Source organism: Arthrobacter sp. NPDC089319 (assembly GCF_040684925.1).
Classification (GTDB): Bacteria; Actinomycetota; Actinomycetes; order Actinomycetales; family Micrococcaceae; genus Crystallibacter.
In genome coordinates this window covers 33,355-57,707 of the sequence record NZ_JBFBGZ010000003.1, presented here as the reverse complement: position 1 = coordinate 57,707, position 24,353 = coordinate 33,355, and the positions used below count along the sequence as shown (strand labels likewise).

General features: G+C 67.3%; 23 protein-coding genes and 1 riboswitch. Of the genes, 12 read left to right on the top strand and 11 right to left on the bottom strand.

Annotated elements, in window-relative coordinates:
- Window positions 1-49: 49 nt before the first annotated feature.
- Genes AB0N75_RS05310 through AB0N75_RS05290 form a run of 5 tightly spaced genes read right to left on the bottom strand, consistent with a single transcriptional unit; the run spans window position 50 to window position 6,745 of the window.
- Window positions 50-1,297: an acyl-CoA dehydrogenase family protein gene (locus tag AB0N75_RS05310; RefSeq protein ID WP_364646184.1), complete on the bottom strand. Its 1,248-nt coding sequence runs from the start codon at window positions 1,295-1,297 to the stop codon at window positions 50-52.
- Window positions 1,294-3,051: an ABC transporter ATP-binding protein gene (locus AB0N75_RS05305; RefSeq protein WP_364646181.1), complete on the bottom strand. Its 1,758-nt coding sequence runs from the start codon at window positions 3,049-3,051 to the stop codon at window positions 1,294-1,296. The genes AB0N75_RS05310 and AB0N75_RS05305 overlap by 4 nt, the downstream gene beginning before the upstream one ends.
- Window positions 3,048-3,914, bottom strand: a complete 867-nt coding sequence (locus AB0N75_RS05300; protein ID WP_364646176.1) for an ABC transporter permease — start codon at window positions 3,912-3,914, stop codon at window positions 3,048-3,050. Before AB0N75_RS05300 ends, AB0N75_RS05305 begins: the two co-directional genes overlap by 4 nt.
- Window positions 3,911-4,987, bottom strand: coding sequence for an ABC transporter permease (locus tag AB0N75_RS05295; protein ID WP_364646170.1), 1,077 nt, complete (start codon window positions 4,985-4,987; stop codon window positions 3,911-3,913). Before AB0N75_RS05295 ends, AB0N75_RS05300 begins: the two co-directional genes overlap by 4 nt.
- Before the next feature lie 12 nt (window positions 4,988-4,999).
- A complete protein-coding gene (locus tag AB0N75_RS05290; RefSeq protein WP_364646167.1) occupies window positions 5,000-6,745 on the bottom strand; it encodes an ABC transporter substrate-binding protein in 1,746 nt (581 codons plus the stop codon).
- A 262-nt stretch (window positions 6,746-7,007) separates the two neighbouring features.
- Between AB0N75_RS05290 and AB0N75_RS05285 the strand changes: the two genes are divergently transcribed.
- Entirely contained in the window at window positions 7,008-8,426 is a 1,419-nt protein-coding gene (locus AB0N75_RS05285) for an NtaA/DmoA family FMN-dependent monooxygenase (protein WP_364646160.1), read from the top strand.
- A 109-nt stretch (window positions 8,427-8,535) separates the two neighbouring features.
- On the opposite strand, the gene AB0N75_RS05280 is transcribed toward AB0N75_RS05285, so the two are convergent.
- Window positions 8,536-9,096: a type 1 glutamine amidotransferase domain-containing protein gene (locus AB0N75_RS05280; protein WP_364646157.1), complete on the bottom strand. Its 561-nt coding sequence runs from the start codon at window positions 9,094-9,096 to the stop codon at window positions 8,536-8,538.
- A 200-nt stretch (window positions 9,097-9,296) separates the two neighbouring features.
- Here AB0N75_RS05280 and AB0N75_RS05275 point away from each other — a divergent pair, with 200 nt between their 5' ends.
- The 6 genes from AB0N75_RS05275 (at window position 9,297) to AB0N75_RS05250 (ending at window position 14,590) form a co-directional block, all read left to right on the top strand.
- Window positions 9,297-10,355, top strand: a complete 1,059-nt coding sequence (locus AB0N75_RS05275; RefSeq protein WP_364646154.1) for an iron-containing redox enzyme family protein — start codon at window positions 9,297-9,299, stop codon at window positions 10,353-10,355.
- Window positions 10,352-11,320, top strand: a complete 969-nt coding sequence (locus AB0N75_RS05270; RefSeq protein ID WP_364646151.1) for a glycosyltransferase family 2 protein — start codon at window positions 10,352-10,354, stop codon at window positions 11,318-11,320. The genes AB0N75_RS05275 and AB0N75_RS05270 overlap by 4 nt, the downstream gene beginning before the upstream one ends.
- Window positions 11,317-11,526 (top strand): CDGSH iron-sulfur domain-containing protein, encoded by a 210-nt coding sequence (locus AB0N75_RS05265; protein ID WP_364646149.1) that lies wholly within the window; start codon window positions 11,317-11,319, stop codon window positions 11,524-11,526. The genes AB0N75_RS05270 and AB0N75_RS05265 overlap by 4 nt, the downstream gene beginning before the upstream one ends.
- Window positions 11,527-11,568: 42 nt before the next feature.
- Entirely contained in the window at window positions 11,569-12,435 is an 867-nt protein-coding gene (locus AB0N75_RS05260; protein WP_364646146.1) for a phosphatase PAP2 family protein, read from the top strand.
- A gap of 86 nt (window positions 12,436-12,521) precedes the next feature.
- The gene (locus tag AB0N75_RS05255; protein ID WP_364646143.1) at window positions 12,522-14,270 is read left to right on the top strand and encodes a pyruvate dehydrogenase; all 1,749 of its coding nucleotides are present in this window, start codon (window positions 12,522-12,524) and stop codon (window positions 14,268-14,270) included.
- 104 nt (window positions 14,271-14,374) lie between these two features.
- A complete protein-coding gene (locus AB0N75_RS05250; protein WP_364646140.1) occupies window positions 14,375-14,590 on the top strand; it encodes a GDCCVxC domain-containing (seleno)protein in 216 nt (71 codons plus the stop codon).
- A gap of 34 nt (window positions 14,591-14,624) precedes the next feature.
- Here the strand turns inward: AB0N75_RS05250 and AB0N75_RS05245 are convergent, their stop codons facing one another.
- A complete protein-coding gene (locus tag AB0N75_RS05245) occupies window positions 14,625-14,933 on the bottom strand; it encodes a metalloregulator ArsR/SmtB family transcription factor (RefSeq protein WP_364647018.1) in 309 nt (102 codons plus the stop codon).
- A 243-nt stretch (window positions 14,934-15,176) separates the two neighbouring features.
- Here AB0N75_RS05245 and arsB point away from each other — a divergent pair, with 243 nt between their 5' ends.
- From arsB to AB0N75_RS05230, 3 genes are all read left to right on the top strand, one after another.
- Window positions 15,177-16,232 (top strand): ACR3 family arsenite efflux transporter, encoded by a 1,056-nt coding sequence (gene arsB, locus AB0N75_RS05240; protein WP_364647015.1) that lies wholly within the window; start codon window positions 15,177-15,179, stop codon window positions 16,230-16,232.
- An 88-nt stretch (window positions 16,233-16,320) separates the two neighbouring features.
- Window positions 16,321-16,755, top strand: coding sequence for an arsenate reductase ArsC (locus AB0N75_RS05235; protein WP_364646137.1), 435 nt, complete (start codon window positions 16,321-16,323; stop codon window positions 16,753-16,755).
- A gap of 91 nt (window positions 16,756-16,846) precedes the next feature.
- The gene (locus tag AB0N75_RS05230) at window positions 16,847-17,146 is read left to right on the top strand and encodes a hypothetical protein (RefSeq protein WP_364646134.1); all 300 of its coding nucleotides are present in this window, start codon (window positions 16,847-16,849) and stop codon (window positions 17,144-17,146) included.
- Between the two features lie 6 nt (window positions 17,147-17,152).
- Here the strand turns inward: AB0N75_RS05230 and AB0N75_RS05225 are convergent, their stop codons facing one another.
- The 3 genes from AB0N75_RS05225 to AB0N75_RS05215 all read right to left on the bottom strand — a co-directional run bounded on the left by AB0N75_RS05225 (window position 17,153) and on the right by AB0N75_RS05215 (window position 19,066).
- Entirely contained in the window at window positions 17,153-17,701 is a 549-nt protein-coding gene (locus tag AB0N75_RS05225) for a DUF488 domain-containing protein (RefSeq protein WP_364647012.1), read from the bottom strand.
- Window positions 17,702-17,714: 13 nt separating this feature from the next.
- Complete coding sequence (locus AB0N75_RS05220) at window positions 17,715-18,146, bottom strand: lipopolysaccharide assembly protein LapA domain-containing protein (protein ID WP_364646131.1); 432 nt, start codon at window positions 18,144-18,146, stop codon at window positions 17,715-17,717.
- Between the two features lie 125 nt (window positions 18,147-18,271).
- Complete coding sequence (locus tag AB0N75_RS05215) at window positions 18,272-19,066, bottom strand: hypothetical protein (RefSeq protein WP_364646128.1); 795 nt, start codon at window positions 19,064-19,066, stop codon at window positions 18,272-18,274.
- A 118-nt stretch (window positions 19,067-19,184) separates the two neighbouring features.
- On the opposite strand from AB0N75_RS05215, the gene glsA reads away from it, so the two are divergent.
- Window positions 19,185-20,999: a glutaminase A gene (gene glsA, locus AB0N75_RS05210; RefSeq protein ID WP_364646125.1), complete on the top strand. Its 1,815-nt coding sequence runs from the start codon at window positions 19,185-19,187 to the stop codon at window positions 20,997-20,999.
- A 2-nt stretch (window positions 21,000-21,001) separates the two neighbouring features.
- Here glsA and AB0N75_RS05205 read toward each other — a convergent pair whose 3' ends face one another.
- Window positions 21,002-22,465, bottom strand: a complete 1,464-nt coding sequence (locus AB0N75_RS05205) for an aldehyde dehydrogenase family protein (protein ID WP_364646122.1) — start codon at window positions 22,463-22,465, stop codon at window positions 21,002-21,004.
- A gap of 426 nt (window positions 22,466-22,891) precedes the next feature.
- A riboswitch (cyclic di-AMP (ydaO/yuaA leader) is annotated at window positions 22,892-23,057 on the top strand.
- A 4-nt stretch (window positions 23,058-23,061) separates the two neighbouring features.
- Between AB0N75_RS05205 and AB0N75_RS05200 the strand changes: the two genes are divergently transcribed.
- Window positions 23,062-23,970, top strand: coding sequence for an NlpC/P60 family protein (locus AB0N75_RS05200; protein ID WP_364646119.1), 909 nt, complete (start codon window positions 23,062-23,064; stop codon window positions 23,968-23,970).
- Window positions 23,971-24,353: the final 383 nt, after the last annotated feature.

The window sequence follows — 24,353 nt, the reverse complement described above, 5'->3', positions numbered from 1 at the left end:
GGCCGGGTTCAAGGGATAACCGACACGGCGGAGTTCCGGCTCGACGCCTCTACCCGCTGTGCGCAGCAGGGACGGCGGTCAACAGCGTCAGCAGCGCCTCGCCGGGGGCCACGCAGTTAACAACGTAATCGCCCACGGCTTGTTGCCGGTAGATGGCGGGGTTGTGCGAGGAGATGGTCCTGGCGTTGCGCCACAGCCGGTCCAGCTGCCGCGAGCTGGAGGTTGCGGACGCGCCGCCGACTTCGAACACCCGCGAGATCAGCCGCAGCACCTGGTCAATAACAACGGGCTGGATCCCAAAGACGTGTGCATCCGCACGGGAAAAATCGCCGACGACGGCGGTGCCCTCCTGCTGCGCCGCGCTCGCCTGCTGCACGGTGCGCGCCGCCGCGAGGACCGCGGCCTTCACCGTTTCCACGGTGCCGAAGGTCTCGCCGATGATCTGCAGGGACACCTGGTCCTTGGTGGGTGCGATGCCCGGATTGAACAAATTGCGGGTGCGCGACCGGACAAAGCCGGTGATCTCCTCCAGTGCCGCCGCAGCGATGCCGGCCAAGTTGGCCAGGTGCACCAACTGATACACCGCGTGCTGGATGCCGCCGCCGGCTTCCTCACTCCCGCGGAAATGCAGGAAAAGCGGGTCCACTTCCACGTCGACGAACTCCGCGGTACCGGAGCCGGTCAGCCGCTGGCCGAAGCCATCCCAGTCGTCGTGGACGCTCACGCCGGCGGCACCGGCGCTGACCTGGATGGTGGCGAAGCCCTGTTCCCCCGTTTCCGGGTGCGTCGCGAGCACGCTCACCACGATCCAGTCGGCAAAGATCGATCCGGTGGTGTAGTACTTGGTGCCGTTGAGCAGCAGCTTTCCGTCCTGTTCCACCACCCGGGTGGACTGGGCCGCGAAGGTCCCAGCGCGCTCGCTCTCCGCGTTGCCCACCAGGGCGCCCGCGGAGAGCTCGGCCAGCCAGTGGTCACGGTAGGCGGTCTCCGGATGTGCCAGCACAAACTCGGTGAACCCGATGTGGCCGCGCAGCGCCTGCGGGATGTTCGAGTCCGCGGCGCCCAGCTCAATCAGCAGCCGGGCCAACTGGTCCACGGTGACGCCGAAGCCGCCGGCCCGCACCGGCACGCGGAGCCGGCCGAAGCCTGCTTCACGCAACCAGCCGATCTGGTCAAACGGCAGCCTGCGGTCCCGTTCCCGCTCGAGGGCGCCTTCGCGGATCCGGCTGAACACCGGTTGGAAAATCGCGTCCAACTCCTGGTCCGTGGCGCGGGCTGCGGAAAGGGTGTCGGTCATGAGTGAACTCCTTCAACGGTCGGTGTCCCGGCGGCAGCGGGCGTGTTCCGGCTGCCCGGTTCCAGTCCGAGCTTGGGCAGCGAGGCCAGTAGTTCGCGGGTGTACGGGTGCTGCGGGCGGTTGAAGACGTCCTCGGCGCTGCCTTGTTCCACGGCCTGTCCGTCCTTCATCACCAGCACCCGGTCGCTCATGTGGTGGATCACGCCCAGATCGTGGGAGATGAACAGGTAGCTCAGGCCCAGTTCTTGCTGCAGGTCGGTGAGCAGGTCCAGCACCTGGGCCTGCACGGAGACATCCAGTGCGGATACCGCCTCATCCAGCACGATGACTTCCGGTTCCGGTGCGAGTGCCCTGGCGATAGCCAGACGCTGGCGTTGGCCGCCGGAGAGCTGGAGCGGATGCTTGGCCAGGTGCTCCACCTGCAACCCGACCTGGCCGGCCAGCTCCAGCACGCGGGCTGCCCGCTCTGCTTCGCCGGGATAGTCCTGCCGCGCGATGGAGTCCAGGAGAATCCGTTCTGCGTTCCAGCGCGGGTCGAACGAGCTCAGCGGGTCCTGGTAGACCACGGTGACCGAGCGGCGGCGGGAGCGCCGGGCCGCGGTCGGGATTCCGGTCCACGCTGCCCCGTCCAGCAGCACCCGGCCGGCATCCGGTTCCAGCATCGCCAGCGCGATCTTGGCCGTGGTGCTCTTGCCGGAGCCGGATTCGCCGACAATCCCGAGCGTCTCCCCCGCCCGGAGCTCAAGGGAAACGCCGTCGACGACGGTGCGCAGCACGCCGTCGTGGCCTTGGTAGCTCTTCACCAGCCCCTCCGCACGCAGCACCGGCGGGGCGTCCCCGGAGCGGTCGGTGCGGGGACGGCGGCTGGTGGCGGTGATCCGGGCGCGGCCGTCCTTGGTCAGCGGGGTGCCCTTGGTGTGCTCGGACGGAATGGCGTCCAGCAGCGCCCGGGTGTAGTCGTGCTGCGGGTGGTACAGCACCTGTCGGGCCGGGCCCTGCTCCACGATGGCGCCGCCCTGCATCACCGCCACGTGGTCGGCCAGCGTGGCCACCACGGAGAGGTCGTGGCTGATCAGCACTATCCCGGTGCCGCGTTGCTTCATCCGGCCGAGCAGCTCCAGGATCTGGGCCTGCACGGTGACATCCAGTGCGGTGGTCGGCTCGTCGGCAATCAGGATCTTCGGGTCCAGCGCGATCGCGGAGGCGATCAACGCCCGCTGGCGCAGTCCGCCGGAGAGTTCATCCGGGCGCTGCCCGGCGCGCAGTTCCGGCTGCGGGACGCCCACGCTGGCCAGCAGCTCCACGGCCCTCGCCGCGCGCGATCGCTTATTGCCCCAGCCATGCAGCCGCAGCGCCTCTTCGATCTCCTTGCCCACCGGGCGCAGCGGATCCAGCGAGACCAGGGCGTCCTGCAGCACGAACCCGATGTCCTTGCCGCGCAGCCGGCGCCACTGCCGCTCCCCCAGCGTCCCGATCCGGTGGCCGGCCAGTTCCAGCCGCTCGGCCTGAACCGAGGCGTTGGCACCGGGCAGGCCCACCAGGGTGCGCGCGGTGACGGACTTGCCGGAGCCGGATTCGCCCACGATGGCCAGGCATTCGCCCGCGGCCAGCCGCAGGTCCACGCCCTTGACCACGTGGTTCAGCCGGGCGTCCCTGCCGCGGCCGGTGCGGAAGGAAACGTTCAGGTTCCGGACGTTGAGCAGTTCCTGCCGGAGGGTGCCGGCGGTTGCGGTGTGTTCCAGGATCGCGGTCATGATCGGGCTCCTTCAAGCTTCTTCTGCAGGTGGTGTCCCAGCACGGTGGCAGCCAGGGCAATGGCGACGATGGCCAGGCCGGGCATCACTTCCAGCCACCAGGCCCGGGTGATGAACATGCGGCCGGCATCCAGCAGTGCACCCCATTCCGGCGACGGCGGGGCAACGCCCAGGCCCAGGAAGGCCAGGCCTGACGCCCAGACAATGGATTGGCCGATGCCCAGGGTGACCACAGCGACCAGGGGGCGCATGGCGTTAGGGAAAACGTGCTGGCGCAGCACCGTCCAGCGGCTGTGCCCGAGCGCGTGTGCCGCCTCCACGTACCCGGAGTTCTTCACGGCGAGGACCTGGCCACGGATCATCCGCGCGTAACCGGGCGCGGTGCCCAGCCCCACAGCAACAATCTGGGTGGTGACGCTGGGCCCGTAAACGGTCACGAACAGCATGGCCAGCAGCAGCACCGGGAACGCGAACAGGACCTCGAGGCCGCGGCTGATCAGCCCGTCGAAAAATTTTCCGCCGAGCCCGGACACCACGCCCAACACCACGGCGATGGCCATGGACAGCCCGGTGGCGCCGAGCCCGATCAGCAGCGACTCCCGGGTTCCGTAGACCACCCGGGTGTAGAGGTCGCGGCCGGACTGGTCGGTGCCGAACGGGTGGGCCAGGCTGGGTGCCTGCAGCGCGTTGGGCAGGTCGATGGCGAACGGATCGCGGCCGGTGAGCAGCTGCGGTGCCAGCGCGGCCAGCACAAAGAAGAGCACGACGGCGGCCGCCAACGCCGGGAGCAGCGGAACCTCGCGCAGCCGTTGCCACGCGACGGCGGGGACGTTGGCGGATGGGTTAAGGGTGGAGGTGCTCATGCGTTCTTCAACCTCGGATCAATGAGTGTGTAGGCGATGTCTACCAGCAGGTTGGCCAGCACATAGATGGCGGCAATCAGGATGACAATGCCGCAGACCACCGGCAGGTCGCGGGAGTTGACCGCGGTGACCAGCACCTTGCCCAGACCGGGGCGGCTGAAGATGCTCTCTGCGATCACCGCCCCGGAGAAGAGCGAGCCCAGCGCCCAGCCGGACAGCGTGACCCCGGGCAGCACCGAATGCCTGAGCACATGGCGGAGCCGCACGCCGGTGTCCCCCATGCCGCGCATCCGGGCGGACAGCGCAAACGGCTGGTCCATGCCCTTCTCGAATTCGGTCCGGGTGACTTGGCCGAGGAATCCGGCCAGCGGGATGCCCAGCGTCAGGGCGGGCAGGACCAAACCGTCCAGTCCGGTGCCGCCGACCACCGGGAACCAGCCCAGGTTCAGCGCGAACACCACCAGCAGGATCACGCCCAACCAGTACTGCGGCAGCCCGGCCGCCACCGCCTCCAGCCCGGAGGCCACCGAAGAGACCACCCGGCTGCGCCGGGCGGTGCCCACGATCACGACCGCGGAAATGAGCCAGGCGACCAGCAGCGACGCGAAGGTCAGGCCGATGGTGGGGCCCACCTGGTCGCCGATCACCTCGGTGACCGGCTTGTGCAGCTGGTAGGAGACGCCCAGGTTGCCGTTGGCCAGATCGCCCAGGAAACGGAAGTACTGCACGATCAGCGGGTCGTCGAACCCGTATTTCGCATTGATCGGTGCCAGTTCCGCGGCGGTGCGCTGCTGGACCTGCCCGGCGAGCTGGTTCAGCAACAGCGTGGCACGGTCCCCGGGCAGCAGCGCCTGGATCAGGAACGTGAAGGTGGCTGCGGCCCAGACCACCCCGACGGCGGTCAGCAGCCGGCCGCCGGCCCGGCGCAGTCCCGGCGAGGTCAGCAGGTTGTTCGGCCCCGGCCGGCGCCGCTCCGCGGGGACGGCCGGACGGTCGGTGCCGACGCCCGCGGCGGAGGCACCGCCGTCGTGCGCTGGGTCCTGCAGGAGCAGGCCGGTGTTGTGTGTGCTCATGGCGGCCACTCCTTACTCGGTGAAGAAGGCGTCGTGGAAGACCGGCTCGCCCTGCGATGCTTCCAGCCAGACGTCGTGCAGGTTCTGGCTGGTGGCGACGGTGGAGGTCTGCGTGTAAAGGCCCACCGCCACCGCCTCATCGCTGAGCCGCTGCTGGGCCTGGGCGTAGAACGTGTTGGCTTCCTCGGTGCTGGGCGCCGAGTTCGCCTTCAGGATCAGGTCCTCAATCTCCGCATTGTTGTAGAACGCCGTGTTCGCGTAGTTCGGGTTCTTGGCGGTGTTCTGCCGGAAGTTGATGTAGAGGATGCCGGCGGTGGGGCTGGTCCAGTAACCCAGCTGGGCATCGTAGCTGTCCGGCGTGGAATAGGCCCCGCCGAACAAGTCCGCCTGGGTGACCGGCACCAGGTTCACCTTGAAGCCGACCGGCTTGACCTGTTCCTGCAGGTTCTGCAGCGCGGTGGCGCCCTCGGTGGTGACGATCGAGTTCAGGCCGAAGGCGATGTCGATCGCCAGCTCCTGGCCGTCCTTGGTGCGGACGCCGTCCGCGTTGCGTTCGGTCCAGCCGGCCTCGTCCAACAGCGCGTTGGCCTTGGCCTGGTCGAACGGGTAGTCGTCGGCGATGTCCGCGTTGTAGCCCGGAGTGCTCTGGCTGACCGTGCCGTTGGGCTCGAACGGGACCACGCCCAGGAATGCCGAGTCCACCACGGCCTTGCGGTCCGCGCTGTAGGCGAAGGCTTGGCGGACCTTGGTGTCCGTGAACGGTCCCTCCACGGTGTTCAGCGAGAGGGTGACCGGACGGCCCGGCGTGATGTACTGCTGTACCTGGAACTGGGACTTGGCGGTTTCGAAGTCCACCGTGGGCACTTCGCCGATGGCGTCCGACTCGCCGCTGGCCAGCGAGCCGAAGCGCGAGGTGTTGTCCTGCACGAAGGACCAGACCACCGAATCCACGTAGGCCGGGCCCTGGTGTTTCGCGTTCTGCGGGGCGGAGTTGTAGTCCGGGTTCTGGTTGAACGTGACGGATTCGCCGCGCTTCCACTCGGCCACCGTGAACGGCCCGGAACCAATGGGAGCCTCGCAGTTCTGCTGTTCGGTCCGCTCGTCCAGGGCGGCGGCCGACTGGATGCCGAAGTAGCCCTGGCTGAGCGCGGAGAGCAGCGGCGAGTACGGCGCGGACAGCTTCACTTCCAGCGTGCTGGCGTCCACCGCCTTGCTGGACTCGTAGTACTCCTGGATGTAGGCCTGCACGGTGCCGTTGCCGCCGCTGGTCCAGTAGTCGAAGTTGTCGCTCACGGCCTGCGCATCCACCGGCGTGCCGTCGGTGAATTTCACGCCCTCCTTGAGCTTGAAGGTCCAGGTCAGCTGGTCCTCGCTGACGCTCCATTCCTCGGCCAGCCAGGGCACGATGCTGCCGTCTTCGGTCTGCGACACCAGCGAATCCAGCACCTGCCGCGACAGGTAGGCCTGCTGAACCCAGCCGCCGTAGATGCAGGGCGGTTCCTGCAGGTGGGCGTAGCGGATGGTCCCGCCGTCCACTTTCTCGCCCGCCGCGGCGCCGGCAGCTCCGCCGGAGCCGCTGCCGCACGCTGTCAGGGCCAGCACGCCGAGCAGTGCGGCGGCGGAGGCTGCCCTGCCGCCCGGCCGCTTGCCGCGCCGGTTGCCTCGCTGGCTGCTCAGGCCGGTGCGCAGGCTGGTGCGCAGCCGCGGACGGCTCGAGTCGGTGGTGGACGGCTGGTACGCCGGCTGGCGATTTGTCACAGTGCTGCTCCTTGGGACGGCCGATCTGGATCGGTCAGCTGGATGGGTGGAGACAGTCCAACCCACCCCCGGCACCCGGCCAAAGTTTGTTGCGGCAGCCGGCCTCCGCCGTCGTCATCCCGTCACGGCGGGACACAAAGGGGCAATGTTGCGTCACGCGGCGCCTTGGAAACCACGACGGCGACACACAACTTCCGCTGCCCCGGGGACGGACGCCAGCATCGAGGGCACAAGGAAACACACGAGGACAAGGACAGCCGTCATGCCCAAGCCACTGCATTTCAACGCGTTCGTCATGAACACCGCCAGCCACATCCACCACGGCCAGTGGCGCCGGCCCGATGCCGGCCAGACCGAATTCAACGACGTGGACACCTGGATTGGCCTGGCCCAGACGCTGGAGGCCGCCAAGTTCGACGCGATGTTCTTTGCCGACGTTTCGGGACTCTACGGCGACCCGGAGGCCGACTTCGACGTTTACGCACACGAGGGCCTGCAGATCCCCTCGAACGATCCGACGGTGCTGCTCGCGGCGCTTGCCGTGCACACCCAGCACATCGGGTTGGCGACAACGTCGAACGTCGTGCAGAACCACCCGTTCAATTTCGCCCGGCAGATGAGCACGCTGGACCACATCTCCCGCGGACGGATCGCTTGGAACATCGTCACCGGGATCAATGAGAACGCCTCGCGCAACTACGGCCTCCCGGCGCTGACGGACCACACCGAGCGCTACGCCTGGGCGGACGAGTACGTCGACATCGTGTACAAGCTCTGGGAGGGATCCTGGGACGAGGGCGCACTGCTGAAGGACAAGGAGGGCGGCCGGTTCTCCGACCCGTCGAAGATCCATAAGATTTTCCACCGGAGCGCCCGTTACCGGGTGGAGGGCCCACACCTGCCTGCGCCATCGCCACAGCGCACACCCGTGCTGTTCCAGGCTGGGTCGTCCACCTCCGGCCGCGAATTTGCCGCGCGTAACGCCGAGGCCGCGTTCATCATCGCGCCGACCCGGGATGTCGCACGCCAGATCGTCGAGGACACCCGGCGCCGGGCCGCCACCCATGGCCGGCTGCCGGAGGACATCAAGTTCTTCGCCGGGCTGTCCTTCATCATCGGCGAGACGGAGGCCGAGGCGAAGGCGAAGGAGGCAGAGTACGACCGCTACGTCTCCGTCGAGGGCTACCTCGCACACATGGCCATCCTGGACCGGACGGGCCGGGTCTACCCGCCGAAGACTCCGCTGTCGGAGGTAGACACGAACACGTCAAAGGGCTTCACCGAGTGGCTCTCCAAGGCCATCACCGACCGCGAGCCGCTGATCGAGGACCTGGCCTGGCTGCAGGCCCGCAACTCGCGCATTGTGGGTACGCCGGAGCAGATCGCCGACGAACTGGAGCGGTGGCGCGATGCCGGCGTAGACGGCATCAACGTGATCAACTGGGTGATCCCCGGCTCCTTCGAGGAGTTCGGCGAAAAGGTCATGCCGGTGCTGCGCGAGCGCGGCCTGGCCCAGAGCGAGTACGCCGAGGGCCCGCTGCGGCAGAAGCTGTTCGGCGCTCCGCTGCTCAACGACCGCCACCCGGCAGCCAGCTACCGCGGCGCCTTTGCCAACGGCCCGGCCAGCTGGGAGGAAGCCGACGCCGCAGCCGAAGGCTCATCCGCGCCGGCCACGGTCTAAGGACGGACGCAGATCCGGCTCTCACGAAATGCAGCCGGATCTTCCAGCAAGAAAGTGTGCGGTGTGAAATCGACTTTCACACCGCACACCTTTATTCCTTCGGGGCCGCTCAGGCGGTTTCTGCGAGGACCTGCTTGATCCCGTCGACGAACTGGTCCAGGTCGCCGGGGTTGCGGGAGGTGATCAGCGTCCAGCCGTGTTCACGGTCGATCACCACGGGCTTGTCGTCCCATTGGCCGCCGGCGTTCGTGATGTCCGCCTTGAGCGAGCTGTATGAGGTCAGCGTCTTGCCTCTGGTGCGTTCGGTTTCCACCAACAGCCACGGGCCATGACAGATGGCCGCGATCGGCCGGCCGGATTCGGAGAAGGACCGCACGATTCCCTGGGCATCCGGGTCCAGCCGCAGCGCGTCCGCATTCAGCGTGCCGCCGGGCAGCACCAGCAGGTCGTAGTCGCCCTCGGACACCTCGGGCAAGGGCTTGTCCACCGGGATTTTCTCGCCGCGTTCCCAGTCTCCCACCATTGTTTCCACCTGGCCGGCTTCAGGCGCCGCGATGAGGACATTCACTCCGGCTGCCCGGAGTTTTTCCACCGGAACCTTCAATTCGTCCTGCTCAACGCCGCGGTTGCTGACCGCAAACAGGACTTTTTTGCCTGTAATTTCGGGCATGGTTTTCCGTCCTTCCTTCGGGATCTTCGGACCCTTTCCACCTTGCCACCGCTGGGAAGCGAAGCCAAGGGCCCCCTCCACGGCTCGGCCCGCCAAGTGCCTTCGGCGCCGCGGGGCCTCTTGACGTGGCGAAACCGCGGGGATGCACTTGAAATCAGCGACCCGCCGCTTTCCCTGCGCCGGTTCAGTAAGGAGACGCCGTGAAGCTTCCACATCCCCGGGGTCCGGTCAGCGAGACCCTGCTGAACGCACTGCCACGCAACGATGCTGCGGATGCGCTGCCGCAACTGCTGGCCGCCGCTGGGGACGCCGTGGCCGCAACTGAAGATGTGCTGTACGACGACGATCTGCAGTTGGCGCTGTTCTGCCTGTACGAACTGCATTATGGCGGGTTCGACGGCGTGGACGACCGCTGGGAGTGGGATGTCCAGCTGCTGCAGGTCCGCGCCCTGATCGAGCAGCGGGTGGAGGCCAGACTGCGCGAATCCGTGGCCGTTTCCGCCCCGGAAAAGCCGACGCCGCAGGCCGTGGCGGACCGGCTCTTCGAGCTGGCGGCGGACGATGACGGGCCGAGTGTCTCCGCGTTCCTGGCCCGGGAAGCCACACCGGAGCAGGCCAAGGAATTCGTGGTGCTGCGCTCGGTGTACCAGCTCAAGGAGGCCGACCCGCATACCTGGGCCATCCCGCGGCTGCGCGGCCGGGCAAAGTCGGCGATGGTGGAAATCCAGGCGGATGAGTACGGCGGCGGCAAGCCCGGCCGGATCCACGCGGAGCTTTTCGCCAACACCATGCAGGGCCTGGGACTCGATCCGTCCTTCGGAGCCTATGTGGACTGCATTCCGGCCATCACCCTCGCGTCGGTCAACACCATGTCCCTCTTCGGGCTGCAGCGCCGCCTCCGCGGAGCGATCTGCGGTCACCTGGCCATCTACGAAATGACCTCATCGATTCCCAACGGCAAGTACGCCCGCGGGTTCCGCCGGCTGGGATTCGGCGACGAAGTGACCGAATACTTCGACGAGCATGTCGAAGCCGATGCGGTACACGAACAGATTGCCGGGCGGGATCTGGCCGGCGGACTGATTGCCGGGGAACCGGCGCTGGCCGCGGATGTCTTCTTCGGCGCCGGCAGCGCGCTCTATCTGGACGGACTGGCGGGCGGTTGGCAGCTGGAAGCGTGGACCGCCGGGCGCTCCGCGCTGCGGCAGCCACTCGATCCGGACCGGGAGGTGGCGGTCGCCGTCGGTGCATCGGCGTGAGGATCGAGTACGTCCTGCCGCTGAAGTGGCAGGACAGCAGCGGCGACGCCGAACTGACCGCCTATATCCAGTCGCTGCCGGAGTGGGCCGACCTGACGGTGGTGGACGGCTCGCCGGATCCGGTTTTCGCCCGGCATCACCGGCTCTGGCGGCAGCGTGCCCAGCATCTGCGCCCGGACGGGCCGGCCACTCCCAACGGGAAGGTGCAGGGCGTGCTCACCGGATTGCGGCACGCCCGGCATGAGTGGGTGGTTATTGCCGACGACGACGTCCGCTACACGCCGGAGTCTTTGGCCTCGGTGGCGGAATTGCTGGAGCACGCCGAACTGGTGCGCCCGCAGAACTACTACGAGCCCCTGCCCTGGCACACCCGCTGGGACACGGCCCGGTCGCTGCTGAACCGGGCGTTCGCCTCCGACTATCCCGGCACGCTGGCGGTCCACCGCTCGGTGCTGCTGCAGACGCAGGGGTACCGCGGCGACGTTCTGTTCGAGAACCTGGAGCTAATCCGGACCGTCCAAGCGGCCGGCGGCCGCCAGATCAGGGCCGACGGCCTCTATGTCCGCCGGTTGCCTCCGACGCTGCGGCACTTCGCGGGCCAGCGGGTCCGGCAGGCCTACGATTCCCAGGCCCAGCCGGTCAGGCTGGCCGTTGAACTGCTGCTGCTGCCACTGATGCTGGTCTTGGTCCGCCGCCCCGCGGCCTGCAGCGCGCTGGCAGCCTCCGCCGTCGTACTGGCGGAAGCAGGACGGCGCCGCGCCGGCGGTACGCAGGTGTTCGATAGCTGGGCTGCGCTGTGGGCGCCGGTCTGGCTACTGGAGCGGGCGGTGGCCGCCTGGCTTGCACTGGCCTGGCGTTGCGCGGGAGGCGTGCCGTACTCCGGCCAGCGCCTGCGGACCGCGGCCAGCAGCCCGGCGGCGCTGCGGCGGCAACTGAGCCATCCCAACCGAGGAGAAGCAAAATGACGAGCAAGGAACCGACGGAGATCGTGGTCTGCCCCGACGGACCGCTGCTGGTGCGCGGCGACTTCGACCTGGTGGACGGCGACGGCGAGGCGGTAGCCCGGTCGCGTGAGACCGTAGCGCTGTGCCGCTGCGGCGGATCGGGCATCAAACCGTACTGCGACGGCACGCACAAGCTGCTGGCGGCCCGGCGCAAAGCGGCGCAGTAGTGCGCCGGTGGCACCGTGCTTCCGTGGCGCTGAGAGCTACTAATGCCTGAGGACTTCAACCGGGGACCCGTCAAAGAGCCATCGGTGCCCTTCCGCGGGACCGCTGACGAACGCTTTGTGGGCGGGCGGGACCTGACCAGGTGGACCACGCCGCAAGGAAAGTTGCTGGCGCGGTGGATGGACCGGATCAGCAGCATCTTGGGCCCGCACGCGGCGCTGATCCTCACGCTGGCCGCCGGCGCTTTGGTCGCCGTGCTGCTCACGGTCGCATCGACGGAAATCTATGAGGCCGTGACCGAGGGCGACGGTGTTGCCGAATTGGACCGTCCGGCCCTCGACGCGGCCGAAAGCCTCAGGTCACCCTGGCTCAACACGGCGGTGACCGCGTTCACGAACATCGGCGGCCCCATCGGCATGCCTGTTATCGCGGTTCTGGTCTTGGTCATCCTGACGTTCCGGCGGCGGTCCTGGACACCGGCCATCTTGATGCTCACTGCTGCCGGGGGGTCCTTGTTGATGACGGTGGTGGCCAAGCAGTTCATTGGCCGGGCCCGCCCGGCGCTCGCCGATGCCGTGCCGCCGTTCGAATCGTCTGCGTCCTTTCCCAGCGGTCATTCCCTGAACGCGGTGGTCATCGCCGGCGTAGTGGCGTACCTGCTCATGCTCCGCCAGGCGAGAAAAAGATCCCGGTTCCTCACGGGCGGTGCCGCAGTGTTGTTTGCGCTGGCCATGGGGCTGAGCCGGGTCTACCTTGGCCATCATTGGTTCACTGACGTTCTGGTGGCTTGGACGCTCGGCGTAGCGTGGCTGGCTCTGGTCGTCACCGCCCACCGGCTGTACCTGACCGTCTGGTACCGCCGGGACGGGCAGGTAGGCACCCATCAGGGGTCTCCGCCCGCGGCACACTGACCAGAGCCCTGCCGCGTCACACGGGCGGCGGCTATATTGGCCACATCAGCCAGCCCGCACCGCAACGGATCAGGAGTGCATCCGCCATGGCCAAGGAACTCGCAGTACAGCTCATCGAACAGCTACAGGCGGCCGGGGTGCGCCGTATTTATGGCATTGTCGGGGACAGCTTGAATCCGATCGTGGACGCCGTGCGGCAGACCGGTGGTTCGGCGGCCGGCGGGATCGACTGGGTGCATGTCCGGCACGAGGAAGCCGCCGCGTTCGCTGCCGCCGCCGAGGCCCAACTGACCGGACAGCTGGCGGTCTGCGCCGGCTCCTGCGGACCGGGCAATTTGCACCTGATCAACGGCTTGTACGATGCCAATCGGTCGGATGCCCCGGTGCTGGCCATCGCCTCGCACATTCCCAGCAAGCAGATCGGCAGCACCTACTTTCAGGAAACGCACCCCGACCGGCTGTTCAACGAGTGCTCGGTGTACTCGGAAATGGTCAGCACGGCAGAACAAGCTCCGCGGGTGATGCACAGCGCCATCCAGCACGCCCTCGGACTGCGGGGCGTCGCCGTCGTCACGCTGCCCGGGGACATTGCCAGCCTCGACGCGGTGGCTCCGACTCCGAAGCCTGCCTTGTGCCGGCCGGGATCGCTGAGTCCGGATCCGGAGAGTGTCAGGATGCTGGCCGAGGCCATTAACGACGCCGGCAAGGTCGCCATTTTTGCCGGCGCCGGCGTGGCGGGAGCGCACGACGAAGTCATCGCCCTGGCCGAGCTGATCGGCGCCCCGATCGGCCACTCGTTGCGCGGCAAGGACTTCATCCAGTACGACAACCCCTTCGACATAGGGATGACCGGCCTGCTGGGCTACGGCGCCGCCGCCGAGGGCATCGAGGACGCCGACCTGCTGATCCTTCTCGGCACTGACTTTCCTTACGAGCAGTTCCTGCCGGACACAAAGAGCGCCCAAGTGGACCGGGCCGCCGAGCATCTGGGCCGCCGGACAAACGTGGACATCGCCGTCCACGGCGACGTGCTGCCCACGCTGAACGCGCTGCTGCCTCTGGTCAAGCACAAGCGCAGCCGCCGGTTCTTGGAGAAACTGCTGAAGAAGCACGACAAGCTGATGAACAAGGCCGTTGGCGCCTACACGCGCAAGGCGGAGGAGCTGGTGCCGATCCATCCCGAGTACGCCGCTTCGGTGCTGGATCAGGTGGCGGCGCCTGACGCGGTGTTCACAGCCGACACCGGCATGTGCAACGTCTGGACCGCCCGCTACATCCGGCCCCTGGGGACGCGCCGGCTGATCGGGTCCTTCCTGCACGGGTCCATGGCCAACGCCCTGCCGCACGCCATCGGCGCGCAGTTCGCTTATCCCGGCCGGCAGGTCATCTCGGTCTCGGGCGACGGCGGGCTGTCCATGCTGCTGGGCGAACTGATCACCGCGGCTTCCTACCGACTGCCGGTGAACGTGGTGGTGTTCAACAACTCCACGCTGGGCATGGTCAAGCTGGAAATGCTCGTGGACGGGCTGCCGGACTTCGGCGTGGACGTGCCAGACGCCAATTACGCGGCCGTGGCCCAGGCCCTGGGTTTCCACGCGGTGCGCGTTACCGACCCTGCTGAGATCGAAACCGCTTTCCGCGCCGCCTTTGCCCACGCCGGGCCCTCCTTGGTGGAGCTGATCACCGACCCGAAAGCGCTCTCGCTGCCGCCCAAGATCACCGGCGAACAGGTCTTCGGGTTCGCGACGGCCATGTCCAAGGTGGTGCTGAACCGTGGCGCAGGCGAGGCGGTGAGCATGGCCCGCAGCAACCTGCGCAACATCCCGCGCGGTTAACTCGGCGGTCGACCGGGCGGTTGACCTGGTCCGGCACCGATCGGGCGGTTGATTGGACAAGCCATCCCGGCGGCCGGCCGGCCTCGGGCTGGGATACTGGAGACGTGGAGATCGAACTGGAATCAGTGCTGACGTGCCCGGACTGCGGGCATGAGACTAGTGCGCAGATGCCCACTGATGCCTGCCAGTTTTTCTGGTCCTGCCCGCGCTGCAACTCCCGGATACGGCCGCTCGAGGGGGACTGCTGCGTGTACTGCTCGTACGGCACTACACTGTGCCCACCGAAGCAGGCCGAAAGTTCCCAAGCAGCCCCTTGCTAATCCGCCGTTCGTGACCGTTAGCGGACAGCGGCGGTCAGCTATCTGCTGCAGCGAGCTTTGATTGGGGCTCGGCCAGGACGCCGGCAAGATGGTCGAGCGCGCCGGGAACCAGCGAGAAGTACGCCCACACCCCGCGCTTTTCGCGATGCAGGATGCCGGCGTCCACCAGCACCTTCAGGTGGTGGGACACCGTAGGCTGCCCCAGCCCGAGTGGCTCGGTCAGATCGCAGACACAAGCCTCCGATCCTTCGCTGGCGGAGATGATGGAGACCAACCGCAAGCGGTTCGGATCGGCCAGGGCCCTAAACCTAGAAGCCAGCGAGGCGGCACGTTCGGCGCTCATCGGGTGCGCGCCACTAGGCGTGCAGCAGGAAACGTTGTCTCGCTCGGCACCGGGCACCAGGTCGGTAACTGACATCATGCCATCAATTATGCACAGATTGACACTTGTCGATATGTATGTGGATACTCTGTATCGACGAACATCAATACTTGTCCGCCGTCACGGCGCCGCCACGTCCCCGTCCTGAGGAGCCTTGTGAGCACCCCCGTTGCAGCACCGGATGCCAGCCAGGTGGCGGCCCGGATGTCCACCCTCGACCGCTTCCTGCCGGTGTGGATCATCGCGGCGATGGTCGCCGGCCTGCTGCTCGGCCGCATCGTCCCCGGTATCGGACCGGCGCTCGATTCCGTCCAAATAGCCGACGTTTCGCTGCCCATCGCCGCCGGGCTGTTGGTGATGATGTATCCGGTGTTGGCCAAGGTCCGCTACGACGAAACCCGCCGGGTGGTCGGCGACAAGAAGCTGATGGTCACTTCGCTGGTGATCAACTGGCTGGCCGCACCCGCGTTGATGTTCGCGCTGGCGTGGATCTTCCTGCCGGACCTGCCTGAATACCGGACCGGCTTGATCATCGTGGGGCTGGCCCGCTGCATCGCCATGGTGATGATCTGGAACGATCTGGCCTGCGGTGACCGCGAGGCAGCGGCCGTGCTGGTGGCGATCAACTCCGTGTTCCAGGTCGTCGCCTTCGGCGCGCTCGGCTGGTTCTACCTGCAACTGCTGCCGTCCTGGCTGGGCCTGCCGACCAGCAGCGCCGAGTTCTCCTTCTGGGCGATCACGGTGTCTGTGCTGGTGTTCCTGGGCATCCCCCTGTTGGCCGGATTCCTGACCCGCACGCTGGGCGAAAGGGCCAAGGGGCGTCAGTGGTACGAAGGCAAGTTCCTGCCGAAGCTGGGTCCGTGGGCGCTGTACGGCCTGCTGTTCACGATCGTGCTGTTGTTTGCGCTGCAGGGTGACGAAATCACTTCCCGACCGCTGGACGTGGCCCGGATCGCGCTGCCGCTGCTGGTCTACTTTGTCGTGGTGTTCGGCGCCGGCATGGTGGTGGGCAAGCTGCTGAAAATGGGCTACGAGCGCACCACCACGCTGGCCTTCACCGCGGCCGGCAACAACTTCGAACTGGCCATCGCGGTGGCGATCGGCACCTACGGGGTGACCTCCGGGCAGGCGCTGGCCGGCGTCGTCGGCCCTTTGATTGAAGTTCCGGTGCTGGTGGCCCTTGTCTACGTGGCGCTCTGGGCACGACGGCGGTTCTTCGCCTCGCCTGCCGAGGCGCCGCCTGCCGCTGTGTTCCGCTAACCCGACGTCCGGCCCGCGTCCCCCGGCCACGTCTCCCTTCCCGGCCACGGTCGACATCCAAACTTCCTCCCCCAGGAGCATCCAGCACATGACCGCCGAAACCACCCAGAAGCCTTCCGTCCTGTTCGTCTGCGTGCACAACGCCGGCCGGTCGCAGATGGCCGCTGCCTACCTCAGCCATCTGGCCCAGGGCGCCATCGAAGTCCGCTCCGCCGGGTCGCAGCCGGCCGAGCAAGTGAACCCCGCCGCGGTCGAGGCGATGCGTGAGGAAGGCATCGACATTTCCGCCGAGCAGCCCAAGGCCCTCACCACCGAGGCAGTCAAGGACTCCGACGTGGTGGTGACCATGGGCTGCGGCGATGAATGCCCGTTCTTCGCCGGCAAGCGCTACGAGGACTGGGTGCTGGAGGACCCCGCAGGCAAGGGCGTGGAATCCGTCCGGCCGATCCGGGACGAGATTAAGGGCCGCATCCAGCAGCTGATTTCCGAACTGCTGCCAGCCGCGCACCCGGACGCCGGCTGAGATCCGCTTCCTTGCTTCCGCGCCGGCCCGAGCCCATGGCAGCCGGCAGCGTGGGCGATAGGCTGGAAGTCCCGAATTTAAGGAGAGGTCCATGAACTCCGTTGCCCCTACCCTGCTGACCAGCGCCGGCCTGATCGGCGGCTTCCAAACCGCCCGCGCCACCAAGAACCGGCCACTGGGCGGCGCCGTGCTGGCCGTGGCCGGTGCCGCCGCCTTCGCGCTGTGGAAGCGCAACGCCGGTGCGGGCCGGGCAGCGGCGCTCACCGCCGGATATTTGGCGGCGTTCGGGCTGTCCCACCCGCTGGCCAAGAAGCTCGGCGCCTGGCCGTCCGTCTATACAGTGACGGCTGCGACGGCGGTCGCGTCCCTGGTCTTCGGCCGCAAGCGCTGACCTTACCTACTCCTCCGGGCTATCCCAGAAAAGCTGGCCGTCGTCGCTTCTGGCGCCGGCTGACGGCTCATGGATTGATTCCTTGCCGCCCGGCAGCAGATGCACGACGTCAAAATTGTGCAGCACCACCAGCACATCAGCGATGAGCCGGCGATGGCACCGCCACCACACGCTCTCGCTGCACATGATCGCCACCTCTGTGGCCTCGGCATCGGCCAGCAGGCGTGCCACGCCGCCGGCGAATTCCGGCGTGCGGGTATAGGCGGCGTAGGCGCGGAACGCAGCGACCCGCCACCAGCCGTCGGGCTCCGGCTCCCCCGCCGGTATCCGCCGCCGTCCGCCCAAGGCTTCTTCCCAGCGGTAGCCGACACCGGCGTCGCGAAGCCATCCGGCGAGCGCATCACTGCCCATCTCCGGGTGCTTGCGGCTGCCCGGGAAGCGGCGGACGTCAACGACCTTCTGCACGCCGGCCCCGGTGAGCAGTGCGGTCAGTTCGTCGGACGTGCTGGTGCCGTGACCGAATGTGAACAGCCGGCGCGAAACGCCCTGTTTCATCGGCAAACCGGCGCTACTTACGGACCGTTCCGCGCGTCTTGCGGTCCCGCAGGCGCAACTGGATGATCCGGGCCGCACCTGCGGCCGCCACCACAATCCCGCCCGCGACCGCGGCGATGAACAGCGCAAGCCCCAGTCCGACCTGCCCCTCGAAGCCAAAGTAGCGCAACAGGACTTGGTCCTGGTTCTGCGCAATGAAAATGATCAGCAGCACCAGCAGAATCAGCGCGATAACAACCGCCGTCCAGATCATCCCCAGGCGGGTGTTGTGGTGGTTCGCCGGTTTTCCCTTCGGTCGGCCGCTGACCGGCCCGCCTGACCCGGGTTGAACTGCGTCGGACGCACCGCGGCCGAAACCGCCGGACGGCTCCGTGCCCGGTCCGCCGGCTCCCCCGCCTTCAGCCTCGACGCCGTCCGGTCCCGTGCCCTGCGGATTCGAAGTCATTGCTGTCCCGCCTTTCGCCACTGCCGCCGTTTCCCACAGCGTAGACGAACAGCCCGTCGGGCAACACCAAACCCAAGCGGTAAAAGCCCCGTTTGCCGCTCCTTCTCAGGCTGGTTTTCGACCATTTATTCCGCGAGGTTGCTGCGCAACAGTTTGAAAAAACGCTTCTGGTACTCCGGGAATTCGTCGCTGGCCAGCACTCGTTCGATCCGCTGCCGGACCCACTCGCCGTCCCAGTAGCCCAGCTTGACCAGCTGCGGCAGCAGGACGGACAGCCTGCGGCTCTCCCTGGGGTTGGCCTCGTCGAACTGCATGGCGCTGGCGCCTTTGACTCCGGGCACGCGGAACAGCTCTTTCAGCGTCACCTCGATCAGAGCGGGCCGTTCCCGCAGGAACTTCAGGAAGTCGATGCGCTCCACTTGCGTCTCGCTGAGCAGGAGCAGCATCGCCCCTCGTTGGACCGGCGCGTGGACCAGCCCGTCTCGGGTCCAGTCAAACATCGCCTCGATACCTCGGTTGCGGTCCCAGCCTTTCGGGTTCCGTTCATACCGGGCCGACCAGGATTCAACGAACAGCTCCAGCCGGTCGGGGAACAGCGCGGGCGGCGCATCGCGTGCCACCCCACGGTCGGTGTAGGACAGGTCGGCCGAACGTTCCGCACCGATGCAGGCCATGTGCGCGATGTCCGCGGCGGCCCAGTGGTCCGCCGTCAACCCGCCCAGCCACCACCCGTCCGGAGAGCGTGCGCCGGTTGGCTCCGCGGACACCACCAAGCGGAGCCGGCGGACCAAGGTCTTCTGCCGGCGCTTTTCGCCGTCGTCCATCGCTGCCGCGTAGGCGAGCGTCCCTGCCCGGTCGCCGCCCGCCAGCAGGTCGAACAGCCGATTGTCGGCCGCCGACGTCGGCAAAGAATCACTCATGCAGCAAATTTAGCCCGCCCGAAGGCCGGAGAGGGTGAGCGGTGAAATCCAGTCCGCGGGCCATCTCCACGTCCCGCGCGATCTGGCCGCGGCTGGCCAACCGCATAGGCTGGCAAGCATGGACTCCCCTATCCAGAGCTACCTGCGCACCCTGCACGCCGAGCTCGCCGGGCTCAAGGACGGCAAGCCCTACGCCGGCATTCCCGCGATGGCGGGGGTGGATCCTGACAGGTTCGCCATCTGTCTGGCCACGGTGGACGGCTACGTGTACGAGGTCGGCGACTCCGGCGAAGAGTTCACCATCCAGTCCATTTCCAAACCGTTCACCTACGGGCTCGCGCTGTCCGATCTGGGCCTGGAGGCCGTGGACCGGAAGGTGGACGTGGAGCCGTCGGGGAACGCGTTCAACGAGATCTCGCTGGCTCCCGGTACCGGCCGCCCCGCCAACGCCATGATCAACGCCGGGGCGCTGACCGCCACCTCGCTGATCAAGGGCAGCGGCGGCAAGACCGGCTTCCGCCGCATCTTGGAGCACTATTCCGCCTTCGCCGGCCGGGAGCTCTCGGTCAGCGAGCGCACCTACCAGTCGGAGGCACGGCACGGCTACCGCAACCGGGCGCTGGCCCACCTGCTGCGCTCCTTCGAGATCATCGAGCAGGAGCCGGACCCGGTGGCGGAGGACTACTTCCGGCAGTGCTCGGTGCTGGTCACCTGCCGCGATCTGTCCGTCATGGCCGCCACGCTGGCCAACGGCGGCACCAACCCGCTGACCGGCAAACAGGTGCTGGACCTGGAAGTGGAGGAACGGGTCCTCTCCGTCATGGCCACCTGCGGTATGTACGACGACGCCGGGGCATGGCTCTCGGACGTGGGCATGCCGGCCAAATCAGGGGTCGGCGGCGGCCTGCTCGCGGTGCTGCCGGGCCAGCTCGGCCTGGCCGTCTATTCACCGCCGCTGAACGATCACGGCAGCAGCGTCCGCGGGGTGGAGGCCAGCCGGCGGATCTCGCACGACATGGGGTTGCACTTTGTCCGGGCGGCCCGCACCGGCCGCAATGCCATTCGCGCCAGCTACGACATCGCCGATGCGCCGTCCGGCATCCGCCGCACCGACGCGGCCGCCGACGTGCTGCGGGACAACGCCCACCGCGCCCGGGTGATCGAGCTGAACGGGGACCTGCTGTTCGCCGGCACGGAATCCATGGTGCGCGAGGTCAGCGACCTCGACGAGTCGGTGGAACTGATCATCCTGGACATGCGTCGGGTCGATGAAACCGCCCCCGTCGCCCTGGACATGCTGGAGCAGCTCCGGAAGTCGCTGGCCCAAGACGGACGCGGTCTGGTGCTCATCGACGGCGAGGGCGCCCTGGCGCAGCGGTTCGAAGAGGACGGGCGGGCGGTGCCGTCGTTCGCCACCCGTACCTCCGCCGTCGAATTCGCGGAAAACCAGTTGATTGCCAGCTACGGGGACGAGCTCTGCCAGCCGGCCACCGTGGACGTCGCCGACTCGCCTGCGCTCAGCCCGCTCGCCGCCGGGGACGCCGCTGCCTTGGCCGCACTGATGGAAGAGCACAGCTACGACCACGGCGACGTCATCCGCCGCATCCGCCAGCGCTTCGGCGGTGTCTACTTCATCCTGTCCGGCAGTGTCGTCACCACGTCGCCGGGTCCGGAGAACAGCCGGGTCAAGCTCTCCACCCTCAGCGCCGGCATGACGTTCGGCGAAATGGCGCTGGGCAGCGCCGACCGACAGGAAACCACAGTGCGCGCCCACGGCACGGTACGGGTCAAACTCCTCCCGGCCGAGACGATCAGCCGGCTGGAGAGCGAAAACCCGCGCCTCGCCGTCGAGCTGTGGAAGGCACTGACCCGCGACGCGTACGCCCATGTGGACCGCTACATGCGCGAAACAGCCGTGCGCATCCGCGACTGAAACTAGAACGGGTACTGCGCCTGCCCGCTTTGTTGGATGGTGATCCAGCGCTCCTCGGTAAACGAATTGATGCCGGCCTGGCCGCCGAACTTGCCGTAGCCCGACTCGTGGATGCCGCCGAACGGGGCCATCGGCTCGTCCTGCACGGGCTGGTCGTTGACGTGGCTGATTCCGGTTTTGAGCCGCTGCGCCACCTTGAGGCCTTCGGCCAGGTTCTCCGTGATCACCCCGGAGGTGAGTCCGTAATTCGTATCGTTGGCCAGCTTCACCGCCTCTTCCGGACCGTCCACTTCCATCACCGTGGTGGCTGAACCGAAAATCTCCTCGTCGTAGACCCGCATCTCTTCCGTGATGCCGGAGAGGACTGTTGCCGGCACCACGGCTTGGCCCGCCTTCTCTCCGCCGGCCAGGACCTGCGCGCCCTTGGAGACTGCGTCGTCGATCAGTGCATACTGCCGGTCCGCCGAGCTCTGGTTGACCTGCGGTCCAATGACGGTGGCCTGGTTCATCGGGTCACCGGTGGGCAGCTTGGCCACCTTCTCCGCAAAGCGGCTGGAGAATTCCTCGACGATGCTGCGGTCCACGATCACCCGGTCGACCGACATGCAGATCTGCCCGGCGTTCATGAACGAGCCGAAAGCCGCCGCCTGGACGGCGTAGTCGATGTCTGCATCTTTCAGGACCACCAGCGAGTTCTTGCCGCCGAGCTCCAGCACCGCCGGCTTCAGGTTCTGCGCAGCCAGTGTGCCGATGATCCGTCCGACTTTAGTGGAACCGGTGAAGTTCACGTTCCGCACCCGCGGGTCGGCAATCAGGGTACCGACGATGTCGTTCGCGTCCGCCCGGTCGTTCGTGATCACGTTGAGCACTCCCGGCGGCAGGCCTGCGTCCAATAAGGCGTCCGCGAGGAACAGGCCGCAGGCCAGCGGTGCATCCTCGCTGGGCTTGAGCACCACAGTGTTGCCAACGGCCAGCGGGATGGCCATGGCGCGGATGCCAAGGATGAAGGGCGCGTTCCAAGGCGAGAGCGCCGCCACCACACCGTAGGGCTGGCGGACCGAGAGCGAGAACTTGCCCGGCAGGTCGGTGGCGAGCACATCGCCCCGCGGAGCGGTAGTGGCCGCCGCGGCAGAGCGCAGAATGTTGGCGGCAAGTTGGACGTTGAAACCGGCCCAGACCGCTACTCCCCCGACCTCGCCGGCCATCAACTCGATGCCCTGCTGCATCCGTTCCTCCAGCAGATCGGCAGCTTTCAAGAAGATCTTCGCCCGCTGGGTGGGCGGAGTGGCGGCCCAGGAGTCAAAGGCAGAGGACGCAGCCCCGACGGCGCGCGTGACATCCTCCGGACCGGCCGCGGCGACGGTGGCGTACGTGGCACCCGTGTAGGGGCTGATGTCCTCGGTGGTCTTGCCGGAAACCGCCGGGACGTGCTCGCCGTTGATGATCAGATCGCGCGTGATGGGCATGGCGCTTCATTCCTCTCCGAAGTGGCTGGGCCACGCCGCCGGCCGCAAGCCGGAGCGCCGGCCGTTTCTCGCGGCCCGGTTAATCCGGAGCCTACTCCCGCCGTCGGGCTCCGACAATGGCAGTTGACTGCCCTGTGGAACCGGCCCAGACGGCCCTCTTTGGTGATGATGTTCACTCGAAAGGGTCGAAAATGCACTCAAAAACGTCTCGAATGCCGTCGGTCTGTTCCACGGGATGTAGCAATCCGGTGCTTCCGATCCGGTGTAAAACGGGCCTCGGAACGCGGAAGTTTCGGGGCTTTCAGGTTATCCACAGGTAAATTTCAGGTCTTGGACAGTTATCGAACCGTTATGTAGTGTGATCATCACGTCGGCGATCATGCGCCGTCGTCCTCGGAAGGTATTGCTGAGCTCTGCCAACCTTCCCGAGTTTGTTCGCTAGACATCTGGCAGAGGCGGGGGACCCACTTTTCCGGGCCCCTCTTGGGGCCCTTGGGGTTAAGTCGCGTGGAGTGCATGCCGCACTGCCGCACGACCGGGTGACTCCCATCCGAATCCGACAGCTCACCTCGTAAGCATTGGGAGAGGTCTACTTCTTGCTGCTCAAAAACAACCGTGCCCGCCACCGCGCCACCCCCGTCCGCAACACCACCGTGGCCGGCCTGTCCAACGCTGTTTCGACCCACGCCGGCACCGTCGGCCGCAGCGCCGCCGTTGTCACGGCCGCCGGCGGCCTGATGCTGGGCGTCGGCATGCCGGCCAACGCCGCCGCCGATGTCACCGTCCCGACCTACGGTGCAGCCGATGTGGCAGACACCGTTGCCGCCCCGGCCACTGCCGCCGCCGAGGTGGAGCAGGCTTCCGTGACCACCGAAGCTGCTTCCGACGCCGCCACCCACACCGTGGTTTCCGGCGACACCGTAGGCACGATTGCCGCCCAGTACGGAAAGAACGTGCAGGATGTGCTGGCCGCCAACGGTCTGGACACTTTCACCATCATCTACCCGGGCGACGAGATCGCGCTGACCGGTTCCGCCCAGGGCACCCAGTCCGGCGGCCAGGTTGCGCAGGGCTCCGGCGCCGGCGTTGCTGCCGCGGCGACGCAGGCTGCACCGGCAGACACCGCCACCGTCTCGCTGGCCAGCACCAACATCAAGCCCGCTTCCACCGCCGGCAACCAGAGCATCGTGGACATCGCCATGCAGGGTGTGGGAACGCCCTACGTCTGGGGCGGCACTTCCACCTCCGGTTGGGACTGCTCCGGCTTCACCCAGTGGGTTTACGCCCAGGTGGGCGTCGACCTGCCCCGCACCAGCCAGACTCAGGGCAGCGCCCTGACGCCCACCAGCAGCCCGAAGGCCGGCGACCTGGTAGTGCAGAACGGCGGCAGCCACATTGGAATCTACTTGGGCGGCGGCAAGATGATCAGCGCGCTCAACCCGAGCCAGGGCACCTTGGTTCACGATGTGAGCGCCATGCCGGTCACCGGCTACTACACCATGTAGTCACCACAGTCTCCTGGCCCGGCTATTCCCCCAACGGCCGGGCCAGGATCACAGGGAGCCCCGTCGGCCATGCGCCGGCGGGGCCTCTCCCCTTTTAAGGGAGGGCGATTCCTGCAGGAATGCCGCCGCGTTAGGCGCTTTCTCGCGGTACGAGTCCCTCCTCCTCAATCTGCGGCAGCAGCCTCTCAAACAGGGGAGGCTGCGCCTCTTTAAAGGATGCCGCCGCCCACCTCCTCTTTAAAAGCCGCCACCTCCTCCTTAAAAGGGGGAGGTTTTTCCTCTCATAAAGGAGCCCTCGGCGCGTTTCCGCCCATACTCACTGGGAAGGCATCAGAGCCCGTCCGCCTACCTCCCCGCGCGACTCCCAGGCGAGGTGGCCCCTG